23 protein-coding genes and 1 pseudogene are annotated in these 16,098 nt (G+C 68.3%); 15 read left to right on the top strand and 9 right to left on the bottom strand.

What is annotated here, in order from left to right; genetic code table 11:
* Positions 1-41: 41 nt before the first annotated feature.
* The 4 genes from AB0H88_RS16210 to AB0H88_RS16195 form a co-directional block, all read right to left on the bottom strand.
* Complete coding sequence (locus AB0H88_RS16210; protein ID WP_357646385.1) at positions 42-650, bottom strand: hypothetical protein; 609 nt, start codon at positions 648-650, stop codon at positions 42-44.
* Entirely contained in the window at positions 638-2,029 is a 1,392-nt protein-coding gene (locus tag AB0H88_RS16205; protein ID WP_357645001.1) for a selenium-binding protein SBP56-related protein, read from the bottom strand. Before AB0H88_RS16205 ends, AB0H88_RS16210 begins: the two co-directional genes overlap by 13 nt.
* A gap of 128 nt (positions 2,030-2,157) precedes the next feature.
* Positions 2,158-2,667 (bottom strand): hypothetical protein, encoded by a 510-nt coding sequence (locus AB0H88_RS16200; RefSeq protein WP_357644999.1) that lies wholly within the window; start codon positions 2,665-2,667, stop codon positions 2,158-2,160.
* 90 nt (positions 2,668-2,757) lie between these two features.
* Positions 2,758-3,894 (bottom strand): hypothetical protein, encoded by a 1,137-nt coding sequence (locus AB0H88_RS16195; protein ID WP_357644997.1) that lies wholly within the window; start codon positions 3,892-3,894, stop codon positions 2,758-2,760.
* A 187-nt stretch (positions 3,895-4,081) separates the two neighbouring features.
* Here AB0H88_RS16195 and AB0H88_RS16190 point away from each other — a divergent pair, with 187 nt between their 5' ends.
* The 4 genes from AB0H88_RS16190 to AB0H88_RS16175 all read left to right on the top strand — a co-directional run bounded on the left by AB0H88_RS16190 (position 4,082) and on the right by AB0H88_RS16175 (position 6,811).
* A complete protein-coding gene (locus AB0H88_RS16190; RefSeq protein WP_357644995.1) occupies positions 4,082-4,894 on the top strand; it encodes a hypothetical protein in 813 nt (270 codons plus the stop codon).
* A 100-nt stretch (positions 4,895-4,994) separates the two neighbouring features.
* Positions 4,995-5,636 carry a histidine phosphatase family protein gene (locus AB0H88_RS16185; RefSeq protein ID WP_357644993.1) on the top strand — a complete coding sequence of 214 codons (642 nt, stop codon included), beginning with the start codon at positions 4,995-4,997 and terminating at the stop codon, positions 5,634-5,636.
* Between the two features lie 152 nt (positions 5,637-5,788).
* A complete protein-coding gene (locus tag AB0H88_RS16180) occupies positions 5,789-6,181 on the top strand; it encodes a hypothetical protein (protein WP_357644991.1) in 393 nt (130 codons plus the stop codon).
* A gap of 9 nt (positions 6,182-6,190) precedes the next feature.
* The gene (locus tag AB0H88_RS16175; RefSeq protein WP_357644989.1) at positions 6,191-6,811 is read left to right on the top strand and encodes a hypothetical protein; all 621 of its coding nucleotides are present in this window, start codon (positions 6,191-6,193) and stop codon (positions 6,809-6,811) included.
* On the opposite strand, the gene AB0H88_RS16170 is transcribed toward AB0H88_RS16175, so the two are convergent.
* Complete coding sequence (locus tag AB0H88_RS16170; RefSeq protein WP_357644987.1) at positions 6,720-7,088, bottom strand: Tn3 family transposase; 369 nt, start codon at positions 7,086-7,088, stop codon at positions 6,720-6,722. The genes AB0H88_RS16175 and AB0H88_RS16170 overlap by 92 nt on opposite strands.
* A gap of 215 nt (positions 7,089-7,303) precedes the next feature.
* Between AB0H88_RS16170 and AB0H88_RS16165 the strand changes: the two genes are divergently transcribed.
* From AB0H88_RS16165 to AB0H88_RS16140, 6 genes and pseudogenes are all read left to right on the top strand, one after another.
* Positions 7,304-7,507, top strand: a complete 204-nt coding sequence (locus AB0H88_RS16165) for a DUF4158 domain-containing protein (RefSeq protein ID WP_357644985.1) — start codon at positions 7,304-7,306, stop codon at positions 7,505-7,507.
* Positions 7,473-7,592: pseudogene (locus AB0H88_RS16160) on the top strand (hypothetical protein); the annotation flags it as partial. The gene AB0H88_RS16165 and the pseudogene AB0H88_RS16160, both read left to right, overlap by 35 nt.
* A 55-nt stretch (positions 7,593-7,647) precedes the next feature.
* Positions 7,648-8,043, top strand: a complete 396-nt coding sequence (locus tag AB0H88_RS16155; RefSeq protein WP_357646383.1) for a DUF4158 domain-containing protein — start codon at positions 7,648-7,650, stop codon at positions 8,041-8,043.
* Between the two features lie 152 nt (positions 8,044-8,195).
* Positions 8,196-8,864, top strand: coding sequence for a HEAT repeat domain-containing protein (locus AB0H88_RS16150; protein ID WP_357644983.1), 669 nt, complete (start codon positions 8,196-8,198; stop codon positions 8,862-8,864).
* A gap of 6 nt (positions 8,865-8,870) precedes the next feature.
* Entirely contained in the window at positions 8,871-9,878 is a 1,008-nt protein-coding gene (locus AB0H88_RS16145) for a HEAT repeat domain-containing protein (RefSeq protein WP_357644981.1), read from the top strand.
* On the top strand, positions 9,875-10,714 hold the full coding sequence (locus tag AB0H88_RS16140) for an alpha/beta fold hydrolase (RefSeq protein ID WP_357644979.1): 840 nt from the start codon (positions 9,875-9,877) through the stop codon (positions 10,712-10,714). The genes AB0H88_RS16145 and AB0H88_RS16140 overlap by 4 nt, the downstream gene beginning before the upstream one ends.
* An 86-nt stretch (positions 10,715-10,800) precedes the next feature.
* Here AB0H88_RS16140 and AB0H88_RS16135 read toward each other — a convergent pair whose 3' ends face one another.
* On the bottom strand, positions 10,801-10,974 hold the full coding sequence (locus AB0H88_RS16135) for a hypothetical protein (protein WP_357644977.1): 174 nt from the start codon (positions 10,972-10,974) through the stop codon (positions 10,801-10,803).
* Positions 10,975-11,106: 132 nt separating this feature from the next.
* On the bottom strand, positions 11,107-11,412 hold the full coding sequence (locus AB0H88_RS16130) for a Tn3 family transposase (RefSeq protein ID WP_357644975.1): 306 nt from the start codon (positions 11,410-11,412) through the stop codon (positions 11,107-11,109).
* 46 nt (positions 11,413-11,458) lie between these two features.
* On the opposite strand from AB0H88_RS16130, the gene AB0H88_RS16125 reads away from it, so the two are divergent.
* Positions 11,459-11,785, top strand: coding sequence for a hypothetical protein (locus tag AB0H88_RS16125; RefSeq protein WP_357646418.1), 327 nt, complete (start codon positions 11,459-11,461; stop codon positions 11,783-11,785).
* An 82-nt stretch (positions 11,786-11,867) separates the two neighbouring features.
* Here the strand turns inward: AB0H88_RS16125 and AB0H88_RS16120 are convergent, their stop codons facing one another.
* Positions 11,868-12,536: an alpha/beta fold hydrolase gene (locus AB0H88_RS16120; protein ID WP_357644973.1), complete on the bottom strand. Its 669-nt coding sequence runs from the start codon at positions 12,534-12,536 to the stop codon at positions 11,868-11,870.
* A 79-nt stretch (positions 12,537-12,615) separates the two neighbouring features.
* Between AB0H88_RS16120 and AB0H88_RS16115 the strand changes: the two genes are divergently transcribed.
* The 4 genes from AB0H88_RS16115 to AB0H88_RS16100 all read left to right on the top strand — a co-directional run bounded on the left by AB0H88_RS16115 (position 12,616) and on the right by AB0H88_RS16100 (position 15,163).
* Positions 12,616-13,269: a TetR/AcrR family transcriptional regulator gene (locus AB0H88_RS16115; RefSeq protein ID WP_357644971.1), complete on the top strand. Its 654-nt coding sequence runs from the start codon at positions 12,616-12,618 to the stop codon at positions 13,267-13,269.
* A complete protein-coding gene (locus AB0H88_RS16110) occupies positions 13,266-14,054 on the top strand; it encodes an integrase (protein ID WP_357644969.1) in 789 nt (262 codons plus the stop codon). The genes AB0H88_RS16115 and AB0H88_RS16110 overlap by 4 nt, the downstream gene beginning before the upstream one ends.
* A gap of 75 nt (positions 14,055-14,129) precedes the next feature.
* A complete protein-coding gene (locus tag AB0H88_RS16105; RefSeq protein ID WP_357644967.1) occupies positions 14,130-14,804 on the top strand; it encodes a zinc-binding dehydrogenase in 675 nt (224 codons plus the stop codon).
* A 140-nt stretch (positions 14,805-14,944) separates the two neighbouring features.
* Positions 14,945-15,163, top strand: coding sequence for a helix-turn-helix domain-containing protein (locus AB0H88_RS16100; protein WP_357644965.1), 219 nt, complete (start codon positions 14,945-14,947; stop codon positions 15,161-15,163).
* On the opposite strand, the gene AB0H88_RS16095 is transcribed toward AB0H88_RS16100, so the two are convergent.
* Positions 15,100-15,978 (bottom strand): RNA polymerase sigma-70 factor, encoded by an 879-nt coding sequence (locus AB0H88_RS16095; protein WP_357644963.1) that lies wholly within the window; start codon positions 15,976-15,978, stop codon positions 15,100-15,102. The two genes, AB0H88_RS16100 and AB0H88_RS16095, sit on opposite strands and share 64 nt — an antisense overlap.
* Positions 15,979-16,098: the final 120 nt, after the last annotated feature.

The raw sequence follows: 16,098 nt of genomic DNA, 5'->3' as shown, positions 1-16,098 counted from the left end.
CCGACACCACCGATGTGACCACTCCCAGAGGAAATGGGCGCCTAGGCCTGAACCAGGGTGATCACCCCCGCGCCCACGAGGGCCAGCGCCCACATGCGGTCCAGGTTGAACCAGGCGCGCCGCAGCACCGTGAGCCCGGCCACCTCGTACACCACCACGGCGATGACGCCCGCCACCGCGAACATCGCCAGCGTGTGCAGCGCGGCCACCGCCAGGCCGCCCGTCAGGGCGTGGCCCTGGTGGCCGGGGGCGTGCAGGCCGGTGAAGACGGGCAGGAGCATCAGGCCGGCGCCGTGGGCCGAGGACATCAGGAACGACCAGCCGGCCAGCTGCCACAGCGACAGCCGCATCCCCACCCAGCGGAAGTGGCGGGTGGACAGCAGCCGCCACAGGCCGAAGGCGACCAGCACCACCCCGCCGCCGATCGACAGCACCCGGCCGGTGACCAGCGAGCCGGTGACGCCGACGACGAGCGCGACCACGGCGACCGAGCCCAGGTGGCCCAGCGCGATGACCGGCAGCGACTGCAGCAGCAGGTCCCTGCTGCGCTCCTGCAGGCCGCGGGCCACGGCGAAGAGCCAGCCCATGGCCGGGTTCAGGCCGTGGAAGGCGCCCAGCAGGAGCACGGTGGCGATCGTCACGGGTAGCAGTAGGAGTCGGAGGAGGCGTCGCCGCCCTGCAGGCGTACCTGGTGGGGGCGCAGGCCGCGAAACGCCTCGCCGTGCGGGAAGAAACGGGTGTCGAAGGTGAAGGACCCGGTGTCGATCTTGGCCATCCAGGCGCCGACGCCCTCGGGGTAGAACTGGTCGTCCCAGGCGCCGTACAGGGAGTTGGTGAGGTAGACGCGGCGGCCGTCGCGGCTGATCTCGACCATCTGCGGGCCGCCCCGCAGCGGCAGTGCCGGCTGGGCGGGGTGGGGCGCCTGCCGGACGATGCCGCCGATCCTGAGCGAGCCCAGCTCGACGGGGTTGGCCGGGTCCGACACGTCGTACTGCTTGATCTCGCCGGTGCCCCAGCAGGAGACGTACAGGCGCTGGTCGTCGACCGACAGGTCGATGTCGGTGACCAGGGGCGGCACGGCGCCGAAGGGCCGCAGGACGGGCGGCAGCAGGTCGGCGCTCGCGGGCTCGGCGGGGATGGAGATCACCTTGCGGGCCTGCCAGCGGCCCTCCTCGTGGAACCAGAGCCAGACCGAGGCCGACAGGTCCGCGGTGCTGGTGACGACCCCCGCGAACCCGTAGGTGCGGGTGGGGTCGTGCGCCGGGCGCAGCTCCAGGACCATCTGGTGCTCCTCGCCCAGGTCGACCTCCTGGACGTGCTTGCGCTTGCGCAGGTCCCAGAAGTGCAGCTTATGGCCGTACTTGTGGCCGAGCAGCAGCTCCGCCACCACGCCGTTCTCGATCATCGACGGGGTGCCCCACTCGGAGGTGATCAGCACGTCGTGGTTGATGTGCCACCAGAAGTCGTAGGCCAGGTACTGCGGCCCCCTGTCGACCTCCCAGCGCTCCAGCACCTCGAACGTGGTGTGGTCGAGCAGCGCGATCCCGCCGGGCCCGTCGTTGCCGTCGGCGCCGCCGAGCGCGGACAGGTAGATCCCGCCGGGTCCGCAGTGCACGGTGTGGGGCCGGGAGTAGCCGGCCCGCTTGGCCAGTTCGCCGGCCTCGATGACCTTGACCAGTTCCGGGCTGATGCGGTCCTTGGTGTCGAAGACGTGGATGCGTGAGGAGCGCAGTCCGGGCACGATGAGGTAGCGGCGTTCGACATGCGGGTGCGGGGCGCTGGGGCACAGGGCGGTGCTGCAGGCGTTCCAGCCGAAGTGGTGCAGCTCGTCGCCGGTGTGGGGCAGGTCGCTCCAGCCCACCACCTGGCCGTAGTGCGGTGAGGCGGCGTCGGTGTCGACTACGGCCAGCGCGTCCGGCTTGGTCGCCGTCCGGTCGAAGGCGGCGACATAGGCCAGTTTCTCGGCGGGTGCGCCGGCCGCGTCCCTGGGCGAAGGATAGAACGTGGGGTCCGGGGTCCAGAGGCTCATCCCTTCACGTATCCACCAATTCCCTACAAGGTCAACAGGGTATCGGGTATGTTTACGGAATCATCGCGCAAGGCGGCCCGCCGTCGGCCCGGCCGCGCTCGATCAGCGCCTCGCCGCCACGTACGACATCACCTACGAAGTGCCGCCACGCGAAGCGGCAGCGGCCACACCCGAGGCGCCGAGTGGATGCCCCAGAGCGCGACGGCGATGTACAGGACCTGCTCGGGAATCCGCAGCCACAACGGGGACGCCTCGCCGCCGTCGAAGGGCACGTCGGCCAGCGCGGCGTAGATGTTGGCCGGCAGCAGCAGCACGAAGAGGGCGATCAGCCCGATCCCGGCCGACCAGCGCGTCCTGGTGATGATCAGACCCACCGCGCCCATGAGCTCCAGCACGCCGGTCAGGTAGACCACCGCGTCGGCGAAGGGCACGAAGGGCGGCACCATGCGCACGAGGTCCGCGTGGGTGGGCATGACCGTGACGCTTTCCGGGACGAAGTGCGCGCTGGCCGTCATGAAGAGCATGACGGCCAGCCCATGCGCCGCACTGACCGGCCACGAGGCGAACCGGCCGACCCCGAAGGCTCCCAGCGCGCGGAAGCCCAGCAGGGCCACCACCAAGACGATGCTCGTCTCCATGACGTCTCCCCATTGGATAGTTGTAATATCTAGCTTTGGATAGCACAACTATCCTATGAAGATGGCGGATGTCAAGCGGTTCGGCTCGGCTCAGCCCGGCCAGTCACCGATGAGCGCCCTTACCTCATCGGCCACCTCTTGCGCCGACCGGTCGTCGGTGTCGATACGCAGGTCACCCGCTCCGGCACGGTCGAGCGCCGAGGCCTCGCCCGCCGCCCGCCCGGCGACGCGGCGCAGGGCTTCGGGGTCCAGTCCCTTCAGCTCATCGCCCGGTATCGCCGGCCCACCTCCCCGGCCGCGCCGCATGACCCGTTCGGCCAGCGTCGCGGGCCCGGCATGCAGACGGCACACCGTCAGCGCCGCGCCGGGAAGCAGCTCGGCGTAGTCGCGGACGGTGTCGTCCCGGTCGGCGTGCCCGGAGACGACCAGGCACCTGGCCTCGGCCGCGCGGTATCCGGCCCAGAGGGCCGCGAGATTGCGCGCCTTGAGGCGATGGCCGTCCGGGTCGTCGTCCGCGGCGGGCCGTAACATGCCGACCTGCTTCAGATCCACATAAGCAGCTCGTACACCGGTCCGGACGATCTGCGAGAAGATCTCATAACCGACGGTCGACTTCCCCACCGCGGTGGCGCCGGAGAGCCACAGCACCGGGACCGGGTCATAGGAGAGTGGTGCGGCCGGGCGGGAAACGAAGCCGACGTCCGAGCCGGGACGCGGCCATCCACCGGATCGCTCGCGCACCATCCGGGCCGCCTCGGGCACGGTAAGCCCGCCGGTGTCCAGGCACAGGTCGGCGAAGTCACCGCGCTCCAGCGCCTCCGCCTCGGCGACGGCCTCCGCCACCAGATCGGGACGCCATCCTCGCCCGAGAAACCGCTCCTTGAGCTCCCCGGCGCCCACGCGTAGCCGGCACACGGTGAAGGCGGCGTCAGGCAGACGCTCCGCGTACTCGCGAACCTCCTCAGCGGTGTCGACGAAACCCGACAGGACCACGCACTGTGCCCCCTGCTCCCGGAAGTTGGGCCACATCGCGGCCAGGCTCCGCGCCCGGATCCGATGGGTGCCGCTCTCGGGCTGGGGGTAGCACAGGCTGATCTGGTCGGCGTCGACGAACGCCGCCCGGACACCGCCCCGGCTCAGCTGGGCGAACACCTCCCAGCCGAGCGAGGATTTCCCGACACCTGACGGCCCGCACAGCCACAGCAACGGCAGAAGATCGCTTCCCACCCGCGCGACAGTAGTTGGCCGCACGCACGATCGGCTATCGCATTTCTTCCCTCGTCATCTAGGAGGCCTCGTCGTAGTCCTAGGGAAGTTTCCAACGGATTTGCCTGATCTGTACCAATGCGGGCCTGTTCCGATAGTTGATCACTCCAGCTACGGCTCGTACGGTCCTGACCGGTGCGGTGTGGGGATGGTCGATATCGACCCGGAGCGATCATCTTCCGCATCGGGCGCGGCCAGGCCGCTCTTCCGCTGGTCTCCGCCCTACGACGTGTTCGAACAGACGTGGAGCGCGCCGATGCCGTTCCTGTTCCAACGCCGCTACGGTTCCGAGGATCGTGCCCTGACCCGCAGCTACATCCGCGAACGCCTGATCGCCACCTCCGCCGCCGCGCAAATCACCATCGCCGGACAACCCCTCGACTGGCGGCCGCATGACTTCCGTCGAATCTTCGTCACCGACGCGGCTGCGCTCGGGCCTCCCACCCCACATCGCCGCCAAGATATGCGGGCACGCCCTGCTCGACACCACGATGGGCTACGCCACGATCTACCCCGACGACGTCATCACCCACCACCGCGCGTTCATCGCCCGCCGCCGAGCCGAACGCCCCAGCGAGGAATACGTGACCTCACCGCCGGCGAATGGGAAGGATTCCTCTCGCATTTCGAACTACGGAAAGTCGTACTCGGAGTATGCGGCCGCGATTATGGAACCCCTTGCGCGCATGAAAACGCTTGTGTCAGATGCCCACTCCTTCGCGTTGACCCAGCTCAGAAACCCCGGCTCGAAGAAATCCACGCCAACCTCATCGACCGGCTCGCCGAAGCCAAACAACAGGGCTGGCTCGGCGAAGCTGAGGGCCTGCGGGTCAGCCTGGCCGCCACCGAAGGCAAGCTCGCCCAGCGCTCGCCGACCTCGCGGCCTGCGGCACCACGATCTACCTGGGATGCCGCTCTTCTCCCATGTCGTCGTTGCACCATCGCCGCTGACAGCCCGTGACCACGCTCAGCGGCAGAGGCGTGATCATCGAAACTCAGAGAACTCGTGAATCACTCTTAAGATCGCTCAGGAACAGCCTCCCTACAGGAAGGGCTCACTCATGCGCACCATTTACGTCGTCACCCATCCAGAGGCGACGCACCACGTTGAGGGGGTGGTCGGCGGTTGGCATGATTCGCAGTTGACGCCGGCCGGCCTCAGCGCGGCGGCCTCCATTGCCCAGGCACTGCGGGCTCAGATCCCGGACGGCGCCGATGTGGAGCTATTCTCCTCGGATCTGCAGCGCACCCGGCAAACGGCCGAGAAGGTTGCCGAGTTGTTCGACGTAACACCAATCCTGGACCGCAGACTGCGGGAGAAATCCTACGGAGAGGCGGAGGGAAGGCCGCAGGAGTGGCTGAATCAGCGATTCGTCCCGCCGCCGCCTGCTGGAGAGCGGTTGGAACACGACGAGGGCGTGGAGGGTGCCGAGACCAAGGCGGCGTTGGTGCAGCGCGTCTACGCGGCCATGGACGAGATCGTGCAGCGTCCCTGCGAGCACCAGATCATCGTGACGCACGGTGGTTCCTTGACGGTCGTTGTGGCGTCTTGGATCAAGATGCCGATCAAGGCGGTCGGCCATGCCTTTTTCCGAGTGTCATCCGGCAGCATCACCACGCTGCATGAAGACGACTTCTTCCACAGCCGCCAGGTCATCAACCTCGGTGACACCCGCCATCTCGACTTCGCCAAAGCTGGCTGACTTCCACCTGCAGGTTTCGACGCTTGACGAGGTGAGGCGCTACCGCTGAGCAGATTCTGTCCCATGATGCTGCGCCATTCCGCAAGTGCCGGAGCGCCCGCGACACGCCGAGCAGCAGGCCATCAGAGACTCTGCGTCGCAGAAGCCTGAACATGAAGTTCAGAGAAGCCTGCATCCGCTGCCCGGTGCTCAGCATCAACCCCAGGATGTTGCCCCGCCTCGATGAACTCGAAGAAGATCTCCTCGCCCGCCGGCAAGGCGCCGTTGACGAGAACTGGCGGGGCGAGATCGAAGGCATCGACCTCACCCGCACCTTCCTGCGAAGCAAGCGCGCTCAAGGGCGGCGGACCACACGCCTGGGCACACCCGGCCAAACCGACCTCGGGATGCCGGCCTCCCGTCCCGCTGACCACACCGTCAAGCGCCCAACGGGGCTTGTTCGCATCACCTCAGCGGCCATCACGCCACCGCCCACCGGGAGTGCAAAGAAGCCTCCGACCGGGACAGACGGATGCGATAAATTCTCGTTTGTCCAAGCCGGATGAGGAGGAACGGTGGCGCTTGGCCTGCCGGAGGCGATCACTACACTTGCCGACACTCGATCGCCGCGCCGCCGCGCCGCCGCAAAGAGGCTGCGTGCTCTGGCAGACCCCGCAGCTGGCCCTGCACTGCTCGACGCCCTGCGGCGAGAGATCCGCGATCCGCGGACCTGGGAAACGCAGTACCAGATGATCATGGCGCTGGCGACGTGCGGCCACCAGCCCGCTCTCCCGCTGCTCAGAGAACTCGCGCTCAAGCCGCTGGACGCCACGATGATCTATGTCGCCATTGGCGACGGAATCGTCCGACTCGGCCGAGACCACCCCAACGATCCGGCGCCGCTTGACTGGTGTCTGAGCACGGGCAACGACATGCTCGCCGACGGTGCCCTGCGTGCGGTCGCAATGCTCCGCCTCACTCTTGACGAGCCCGCCATCGACCGCATCCTGAACTTTGTCGAGAAGCGCACTCCCTACGGCGGACTTCGCTTCTGGCCTGCGGCCGCAGCAGCTGGCTGGAACGGCTCACGTGTCAAGGCATTCCTCACCTCATGCGCATCCTCCCCGCGAGAGGACGTAGCCGATGCCGCCAAAGCTTCGCTTGAGGGGCGATACAAGACCTACCGGCCGCTCTGACAACACAGTGGTGCAGAGAAGATCCGAGACGTGGGTGTAGGTCGACAGCACCTGACCGCCGTGTGACCATGATCCGGCCGGTCAGAGTCTTACCCCGGACCGGGAAACGCTGGCCGTCGGATGAGCTCATGGTGCCGCCGCCGAACACCTTGGCCAGCTCCAGCTGATAGTGGTGAACGAGGATGACCGTGTTGGCCTCGCGCAGCGTCTCCTCCCGCACGTACCACTCCATCGTCCAGGCCAGCACGTCATAGGACACCCCACAGGCCTCCGACATCGGGGGTCAGAGAGATTTGGAACGGAATCCGGCGTTAACGGAGGTTCCCGCTGGTCAGCGAGCCGAGCGTTTCCCTGCCTCCGAACGCGGCCCGCGCCAGATTCCGTTCGGTTTCACAGCGCGACATTGAGCTACCGACTGTGACAGTAGATAGCACTTGGTAACAGTTGTATTGCTCTGATGACGATGTGTCTGTTGAGTCATACGTTGCTTGCATGCCTGTCGACTTCCTGAGCGACTCAGAAGCGGCGAAGTACGGCCGTTACGACGGTCCGCCCTCCCGGGCCGAGATGGAGAAGATCTTTTTCCTCGACAACGAGGACACGGCCCTCATCAAGGGGCATCGCGGCCGGCCCCATCAGGTGCGGCTTCGCTCTGCAGCTCGTGAGCGTTCGCTATCTGGGGTGCTTTCTGGCTGATCCGCTGGAGGTGCCGAACGAGGTCCTGGACGTCGGCGGCGCCCAGTTGGGGATCGAGGATCCGTCCTGCGTGAAGCGTTACACCGAGCGGGACACGACGCGGCGGGAGCACACCTGGGAGATCGCCAAGGCGTTCGGGGCTGAAGGACTTCGCCTCGGCCGAGGCCGAGCTGGCGGGCAAAGTGCGGGCGCACGCCTGGAACACCGGCGACGGCCCGACCGCGTGCTTCCAGTACGCGGTGCGCTGGCTGCGCCAGAACGACGTGCTGCTGCCGGGGATCAGCACGCTGACCCGGCTGGTGGCGCGCGAGCGGGAACGCGCCACCAGGGAACTGCATGACACCTTGGTCGCGCTGCGCCGGATCACCCGGGTCGTGACGCTGCCGGAGGAGATCCTCGACGACCGCGACGACCTGGGCCACTTTGCCCACGTGAGGGTGCAGGCGTCCGATGTCCGCGGTGCTCAGGTCGTGGGTTCGCTGGCCAGCTCGATCTCGATGGCCAGGACGCCGAGGGCTTGTTTCTCGGGGCCGTAGATGCGGCGGAATCGGCCAGTTGCTGCTCGCGCTGGGCTGGTCGGGTTCACCCGCTCGGGGCCCTCAGCGGATGCCTGGCGACCTCGCTGCGTGGCCTCGCTTGACCTTGACACTGTGACAAGGTCTTCACTGGCGCCAAGGAGGTGGTCCCGATGGCTATGCCGAAACAGGACACGGATGCGTTCCCAGCTTTGCAGGGACTGGAGGCCGGCGACTCGTCAGTGCGGCTGCGGGCGGCGCTGGCGCTCGGTACGAGCCCTGACTTGCGGTTCATCGACAAGCTCATCGAACGCTGCGCGATCGAGCCCGAATTCTCTGTGCGTGACATGCTGACATGGGCGCTCACGCGCCACCCGGCGTCAATGACGGTCCCGGCGCTTGTCGAAGAAGTTGGCTCGGAGCATGCCCAGGCACGAAGCCAGGCGTTGCACACGCTGTCCAAGATCGGGGATCGGCATGCGTGGCCGGCGATCACACGGGCGCTTCTGCGCGACGCCGATGATGAGGTGGCGCGGAGCGCTTGGCGGGCGGCGGTCGTGCTTGTGCCAGACGGTGAAGTGCCCGAGTTGGCCGCGGTGTTGTCGACGCAGCTCGGGCGCGGCGGGCGTGAGATGTGGCTGAGCCTCAGCAGGGCGCTAGTCGCGCTCGGTGAGGTGATGGTGCCAACGCTGCGCGCCGCGACGACGGATCCCGACCCACGGGTACGCGCGCACGCGATCGCCACGGAGAAGCTGTTGCGCGACCCGGATGCCGGGGTGGCGTTCGCGATCGAGGAGGCCAAGCGTGTGGTGGCCCTCGGCGGCACCGGCGAGGGGGAGTGACGGGCCGTGTTGATCGGTGATGTGGCACGGCGGTCCGGGGTCAGCGCCCGCATGCTCCGGCATTACGATTCGCTCGGCCTGGTGCGGCCGACGGGTCGCAGCGATGGCGGCTATCGAGAGTACTCCAGCGAGGACATCCGGCGGATCTTTCATATCGAGAGCCTGCGGTCGTTGGGGCTGTCGCTGCGTGAAGTCGGGCGCGCACTGGATGATCCTGACTTCCGGCCCGCAGGGCTCGTCGACGACCTCATCCGCCAGACGCGAGAACGCATCGCGGCTGAGACACAGCTGCTCACGCGACTGCGCCGGATCGGCGCTGCCGAACCCGCGGGCTGGCGAGACGTCCTCCAGGTCGTGGCGCTCCTGCAAGCGCTGGGGTCGAAGAGCGCCGGTAGGCGCCAGCGCGCGGCCCTGTCCTCTGTCGAAGAGGGCCCGGTGCCGGTGGAAGCCCTGGTCGAGGCAGTGCTGAGCGAGACGGACCCGAACGTCGCCGGAGCCCTTCGATGGGCGCTGGCGCAATCGGGCGACGACGGATTGGCGCTGCTTGCGGAGGGTCTCGGCTCACCGGTGGCCGAGGTGCGCAAGCGTGCCGTCCAGTCCATCGCCGAGATTTCGGACGGTACGGCGACCGCGCTGCTGCAGGAGGCCCTTACGAGCCCCGACATCGTGGTCCGCAGGTACGCGGCTCTGGCGCTGGGGGCCCGTGGCGTAGCCGAAGCCGTTCCGACGCTCATCGACATGGTTGTCGAGGGGACGAATGACGTCGATGCGGCCGATGCCCTGAGCGCGCTGGCGAGTCGTCCCGCGTCGGCGGATCGGATCGCTTCCATGCTCGTCGATCGCCTTGCCCCTGACACCGTCGAATCGTCGGCACGCCGACGGCTGACGCAGGCGCTCGCGGACATCCCTGGAACCACAGCGTCACGAGCCCTCGCGGATCTGTCACATGACGAAGACCGTGCCGTTGCACTTACCGCGGCATACATCCTCGGGATACGCGAGCAGGCGTCATGACCATGATCTACAAGTCCGAAGCTGGTGGACGCGAGCTCCTCGAGCACTACCGGCAGGCGCTGGAGGCCTGGCCGGTTCCCGCCGAGCGGCTACGGGTGCCGACCCGTCAGGGCGAGACCTTCGTCCTCATCTCCGGCCCGCACGACGCGCCGCCCCTGGTGCTGCTGCACGGTTCGGGCGCGAACGCGTCGATGTGGCGAGGAGATGTCGCCACTTGGTCTCAGAACTTCCGCACATACGCCGTCGACCTCGTCGGCGAGCCGGGTCTGAGCGCGCCCTCGCGTCCCGCCCTGGACTCCGACGCCGTGGCACTCTGGCTGGACGACGTGCTGGAAGGGCTCGGGATCATCGACGCCGCGTTCGTTGCCACGTCCCTCGGCGGCTGGATGGCCCTGGACTACGCCATCCGCCGTCCAGAACGGGTGACCCGCCTGGCGTTGATGTGCCCAGGTGGCGTGGGACGGCAGAAGGTCGGGTGGATGTTCAAGGCCCTGCTGACCCGCCTGTTCCGGCGCGGCGAACTGCGCGAGTCGGCTATGGCGGTCGCAGGACTGGACGGGGACAGGGACCGGCAGGCGCTCGACGCCGTCGTCCTGACGTTCACGCACTTCAACCCGCGCAGGGAGAGGCTCCCGGTGTTCCCCGACGAGGCGTTGCGCGCTCTCACCATGCCCGTCCTCGTCATCGTCGGCGGTCGTGACGTGATGTTCGACTCCCACCAGACCGCGCGGCGCGTGCGTGAGTGCATCTCGCAGGCGACCGTGCATCTGCTGCCCGAGGTGGGTCACGCTGTCTTCGGCCAGGCCGCGCCGATCGCCGCGTTCCTCCGGGCCTGAGGGTCGCCCGAGGGGATCTCACCCTCGGGCTTCGGGGTTGACGAGGCTGACTCGCAGCGCGGGGACGACCCTGCTGAAGCCCGCAACTAAGTTACTCGCGGGTACCGCCAACGGTTGTCCGCAGGTTCCTCAACCCCGAACTGCTCGCGGTTGGCGCCCAATTGCTCCAGCACGAGCGCGGTCATCATGTCCATGTCGCTCACCGGCCGCCACTCGGGCTCGCCTCGGCCGTCCCTGCCGCCACCATCACCACGCGCCATGCCTCAGATCGTCCCAGACCGGCACCGGCCGTCCGCCACGCCTTCACCACATCGAAATCTGGGGTCGCCTCCCGAACCATGATCATTCTTCACCGCCAACCGTCTGTACGATGGAACGGGATCCGGCGTTAATCACGTCCGGAAGACCGCAACGGCAGGGGTCCACTGACCTGGGAGAACCCCGCTAACGCCGGATTCCGTTCCAAATCTCTCTGCCTCCGACATCCGTGCCAGGCCCAAATTGGTGGCCATCGCGATGAGCACAGCGAGGATGTTGCACTTGGTCTCCGCCGACTTGGCCAGCTTGCGCCCGCCGGCGTGGGTGAAGCAGTCCAGGAAGCCGGTGCGCGCGTCCAGCTCGATCACTAGCGAGGCGATCGGCGTGAACGGCAGCATCGTGGCCAGCTCGTCCGGGGCCTCCCCCTGCTTGGTGGACACGCTGATACTGGATCTTGCTTGATCCAGAGGAAGCGAGACACCGCCAATGGCGTTGAAGGACTACTCGGACGAGTTCAGGGCCAATGCCGTGGCCTTGTACGAGTCCACCGAGGGGGCGACCTACAAGGGCATCACCGCCGACCTGGGCGTGAGCCGGGCAGCCTGCGCGGGCACCTCGGCGTCGTCGGCGCAGGTGACCTGGAACGGCCTTCCGTCGCCGCCTTCCTCGACGACGAACCCACCGTGGCGCTCGCTGAACTCCTGCCGTCCCGCCTTGCGCAACACCGCCCGGATGACCTCAGCGTCCTGGTCCCGCGCCGTCCATATCGGGCGGCCGCCCGCGCCGTACCCGAACCCCGGCTTGTCGTCGTAAGCGCACCGAGCCGTCAGTTCCAGCGTCCTGCATCAGTGCAGGTCAGGCAAATCCGTTGGAAACCCCAGGACTCTAACGAGGCCTAGGAGGGGCAACGCCCGTCAAGAGCGCTGAGGACGGCGTCGATGAACACCGGTGACGTCGGTTCGTCGGCATGCGGCACGCCGGCGAATTCGGCCCGGCACCAGACACCGGCGATGACGTCGTTGCGCGTCTCGTCGAGCGAGCTCGTCAGCAACGTGTACGTGACCGGATCCGGCGTGGGGTCGCCGCTGTTGAGCTGGGTGATGAAGCCGCTGGTGGGGCACATCTGCCCGCCCTGCCCGGCAGGCAGCAGGCAGGCGGGCCAGTAGCCGAGGTGCCCGGTGCCCATCGAGATGTAGCTGAGCGTCTTGGCGGCGCCGCCGAGGGACTTCAGGTAGTGCCGCGCGGACAGCCCTCCCATGCTGTGCCCGACGAGGCTGACCTTGCTGCCGCCGTGTTCGCCGCGTGCCTGCTCCACGAGGTCGGCGATGGCTTGGGCGTTGGCCAGGTTCTCCTCGCCGGGCAGGTCGATCGCGTACGTCGGGTAGCCGGCCTGCTCCAGCGCCGTCCGCATCTGGGCGAACTCGGTGGGCGAGCCGTTCCAGCCGTGAACCAGGATGACCGGCTCCCGCTGCGCGCCCTGGGCCGGCGAACCGGTGCAGAGCCCGCCCAGCACGGCGACGGCGATGATCAGTAGGGGCCGGATGCGGTGGGGTCTCGGCGGCATCGTCGCACCTCGCTGCTCGTACCGGAGAGGGGTTCACTTACCTAGTACTCGGTAAGTGAGTTGGGTTAGGTTTAACACCGTGACCCCGAGCAGACAAGGGCCCGGCAGGCAGGAACGCGCTCGCCTGCGGCGGGAAGAGATCATCACGGCGGCCGGCGAGATGTTCGCCCGCGGCGGTTTCCGCGGCACCTCGCTCGCCGACGTCGCGGCCCGGGCGGGCATCACCGAGCCCGGTCTGCTGCACCACTTCGGCAGCAAGGCGGGCCTGCTGCTGGCGGTGATCGAGCGGCGCGACCTGGACAGCGAGGCGTTCGCCCTGGAACTGCTCGGTATGGAACCCTCCGGGCGGCTTCGGGCCCTGCCGGAGTTCGCGCGCCGCAACAAGCAGCGGGCCGGGCTGGCCAAACTGTTCACGGTATTGGTGGCGGAGAGCCTCGAGCCGGGCTCGCCCGGCCATGAACATTTCGTCGAACGCTACCGCGCGATGCGCGCCATCGTGGCCGACAGCATCCGCTCCGCGCAGGCCGACGGCGTCGCCCGCCCGGACCTCGACCCGGAGGCCAAGGCCGCCGAGATCCTCGCGACCCTCGACGGCCTGCAGACCCAGTGGCTGCTCGACCCCGACGCCGTCGACATCGTCGCCACCGTCGAGTCCTACGCCCGCACCCTGGAACACGACCTAGCCTGCGGGATCCTTGCCCCCAGGGCGGGAGGCCCCAGGACATGCGGGTGACGATGACGAGCGCCGCGGCACGGATCGGCCGCGTGAACGAGGACTTCACCGGCGCCGTACCGACGGCGGCGGTGCTGGTCGACGGCGCCGGCATCCCCGGCGGCGCGGCGACCTGCCGCCACGGCGTGCCCTGGTACGCCGGCCGCCTGGGAGGCAGCCTCCTCACCCTTGCGTCACTCGTACGGGACCGCGGCCTTTCGGCCCTGCTCGCCGAGGCCATCGAGCAGGTGACGGACGATCACCGCGACACCTGCGACGTCGCCGACCCCATCAGCCCGTCGGCGGCCGTGGCCATCCTGCGTCTGTCCGACGGTCTCATCGAGTACCTGGTGCTCGGTGACGCGGTCCTCGTGCTCGACAGAGCCGACGGTGCGCCGCTCGTCATCTCCGATCCCCGGGAGGTGATCATCAGCCGGTCGTACGAGCCCGCGCTCGAGGCCGCCGCCGAGGGCAGCGACGACTACCACCGCATCCTGCGGGAGCTGCGCGCCAACCGGAACCAGCCGGGCGGCTTCTGGGTGGCCAAGGACGATCCACGGGCGGCAGACGAGGCGCTCACCGGAAGCTGTGCGATCTCCGAGCTGACCGGCGCCGTCCTGCTCAGCAATGGAGCCAGCCGCATCGTGGACCGGTTCCAGCTCGCCGACTGGCCGGGGGTCATGGCCGTCCTGGCGTCGAGCGGACCCGGCGAGATCATCCATCGTGTCCGGCAGGCGGAGGCGCGCCACGCGGTGGCGGCCGACGACGCGACGATCACACACTGCACCGGCCTCGGCCAGGCATGACCGTCGCGAACCGTGTTACCGACCAGGCGGCAGGGCTTTCAATGCCTTGAGGTAGCTCAGCACGGTGCCGGGCTCGTGAGCTTCGACGGTCAGGGCGACATAGCCGTCGGGACGTACGAGCACCATGGCCTGGCCGCCGTCGCCGGCAACCCCGCCCTGCTGTTCCTGGCTTTGTTCGTGTACGGCGCGGCACCGCCACCAACCTCCAGGCGCGTGCCGAGCCCGACGCCGGCCCTGCGGGCGACGTCGTGCAGCGATGCGTCGGCGCCTTGCGCGGTCACGACGGTACGCGCGACCGCGAGGAGGCTGGCAAAGTGGAAACGTGCCCGCGTTGTCGCGGTGGCCTCGGGCGCGCATGAGTCGTTTCTGCGCACGCTCGGCGCCGAGGAGTTCCTCGACTACACCAAGAGCCGTCCCGAGGAACTCATCCACGACCTTGATCTCGTGCTCGATACCGTCGGTGGCCGCGACAGCGGTCGTTTCCTGCGTACGCTCAAGCGCGGCGGCGCGTTGTACCCGGTGTTCCCCGGCGACTTCGATGACGAAGAGATCGCGAAGCTGGGCGTCACGGTCTCGGGAACCCAGGTCCGCTCGAACGGCGCGCAGCTCGCCGAACTGGGACGCTTGCTCGACGCAGGCACGGTTCGCGTCGCGATCGACAGCACGTTTGCGCTCGCGGAGGCCCGGGCGGCACACGAGCGCGCCGCCCGAGGGCATATCCAAGGCAAGATCGTGCTCACGGTCGCTTAGGGGCGAGCCCGTTTCATGGACGCCTGCGGCTCTCCGGTGGCCATCGAGACGCCGATCAGGAGATCGCCGAGACGATGGCGAGAGGCAGATGTCTCGTCATGGGGCGTTAGCCTGGTCGAGTGGTGAAATCGGATGCTGGGATGCGGCGGACTCGCTCGGCGATCCTGGACGCCACCGCCCGGGTGCTGGGCCGACGGTCAGACGCGGCGATGGCGGAGATCGCGGACGAGGCCGGTGTGGGACGCGCGACGCTGTACCGGCATTTCCCGAGGTGTGCCCGACATCGTCCGCGGCCTCAGCGGCTCACAGCGGTCTCCCACTCCATGCGCGACAGCTTCTCGGGATTGCGTACGGCGTAGAGCCCGGCGATGAGGCCGCCGTCGATGCGCACCGTCACGACGGTGTCGATCATGCCGTCGAGCCGGACGATCAGTGCCGGGTGGCCGTTGACCTGTGCAGGCTGAAGCGACGCCACGGGGGTGAGGTTGCCCAGCACGCGGGCCACCTGGTCGGCCCCCACGACGGGCACCAGCGCGGCCTGCTTGACTCCGCCGCCATCTGCCAGGAGGACGACGTCCGGCGCGAGGATGTCGAGCAGGCGCTGCAGATCGCCCGTTTCGATCGCCTTCTGGAACGCCTTGAGCGCGGCTTTGGTCTCGGCCGGGGAGACGACGTCGCGTGGCCGGCGCGCGGCGACGTGTCCCCGTGCCCGGTGGGCGATCTGGCGGACCGCGGCCGGGCTCTTGCCGACGGCGTCGGCGATCTCGTCGTAGTCCAGATCGAACACCTCGCGCAGCACGAACACCGCCCGCTCGGTCGGCTGAAGCGTCTCCAGCACCAGCAGCATCGCCGTCGAGACGCTGTCGGCCAGCTCGACGTCCTCGGCCACATCAGGCGCGGTCAGCAGCGGTTCGGGCAGCCAGGGGCCGACGTAGGACTCCTTGCGCCGGCCGAGCGTACGCAGCCGTTTCAGCGCCTGGCGGGTGGTGATCCGGACCAGGTAGGCACGCTGATCCCGCACCATGCCGAGGTCGACGCCCGCCCACAGCAACCATGTCTCCTGCAGGACGTCCTCGGCGTCTGTGGCCGAGCCGAGCATCTCGTAGGCGACCGTGAAGAGCAGGTTGCGGTGGGCGAGGAACGCCTCGGTGGCCGAATCCACGACAGCGTCCATGCGGCTGTCATGAGCGAGGGGCCCTGTTGTGTCCGTCGGCTTCTCACTGTGTCCGCTTCCTCGCTGTCCGCTTCCTCGCTGTCCGCTTCCTCGCTGTCCGCTTCCTCGCTGTCCGCTCAT

This window comes from Nonomuraea sp. NPDC050680 (assembly GCF_040654555.1).
In the GTDB taxonomy this organism is placed as follows: domain Bacteria; phylum Actinomycetota; class Actinomycetes; order Streptosporangiales; family Streptosporangiaceae; genus Nonomuraea.
The sequence above is the reverse complement of the archived record's forward strand: the minus strand, read 5'-3'. Positions and strand labels throughout refer to the sequence as shown.

Bases quoted from the DNA above. Each gene is read 5' to 3' on its own strand.
- AB0H88_RS16150 (WP_357644983.1), top strand. From the start codon at position 8,196: ATGGCTATGCCGAAACAGGACACGGATGCGTTCCCAGCTTTGCAGGGA.
- AB0H88_RS16125 (WP_357646418.1), top strand. From the start codon at position 11,459: ATGGCGTTGAAGGACTACTCGGACGAGTTCAGGGCCAATGCCGTGGCC.
- AB0H88_RS16185 (WP_357644993.1), top strand. From the start codon at position 4,995: ATGCGCACCATTTACGTCGTCACCCATCCAGAGGCGACGCACCACGTT.
- AB0H88_RS16140 (WP_357644979.1), top strand. From the start codon at position 9,875: ATGACCATGATCTACAAGTCCGAAGCTGGTGGACGCGAGCTCCTCGAG.
- AB0H88_RS16190 (WP_357644995.1), top strand. From the start codon at position 4,082: ATGGTCGATATCGACCCGGAGCGATCATCTTCCGCATCGGGCGCGGCC.
- AB0H88_RS16100 (WP_357644965.1), top strand. From the start codon at position 14,945: ATGCGGCGGACTCGCTCGGCGATCCTGGACGCCACCGCCCGGGTGCTG.
- AB0H88_RS16170 (WP_357644987.1), bottom strand. From the start codon at position 7,088: ATGTCGGAGGCCTGTGGGGTGTCCTATGACGTGCTGGCCTGGACGATG.
- AB0H88_RS16120 (WP_357644973.1), bottom strand. From the start codon at position 12,536: ATGCCGCCGAGACCCCACCGCATCCGGCCCCTACTGATCATCGCCGTC.
- AB0H88_RS16165 (WP_357644985.1), top strand. From the start codon at position 7,304: ATGCCTGTCGACTTCCTGAGCGACTCAGAAGCGGCGAAGTACGGCCGT.
- AB0H88_RS16205 (WP_357645001.1), bottom strand. From the start codon at position 2,029: ATGAGCCTCTGGACCCCGGACCCCACGTTCTATCCTTCGCCCAGGGAC.
- AB0H88_RS16180 (WP_357644991.1), top strand. From the start codon at position 5,789: ATGAAGTTCAGAGAAGCCTGCATCCGCTGCCCGGTGCTCAGCATCAAC.
- AB0H88_RS16095 (WP_357644963.1), bottom strand. From the start codon at position 15,978: ATGGACGCTGTCGTGGATTCGGCCACCGAGGCGTTCCTCGCCCACCGC.
- AB0H88_RS16135 (WP_357644977.1), bottom strand. From the start codon at position 10,974: ATGGCGCGTGGTGATGGTGGCGGCAGGGACGGCCGAGGCGAGCCCGAG.
- AB0H88_RS16200 (WP_357644999.1), bottom strand. From the start codon at position 2,667: ATGGAGACGAGCATCGTCTTGGTGGTGGCCCTGCTGGGCTTCCGCGCG.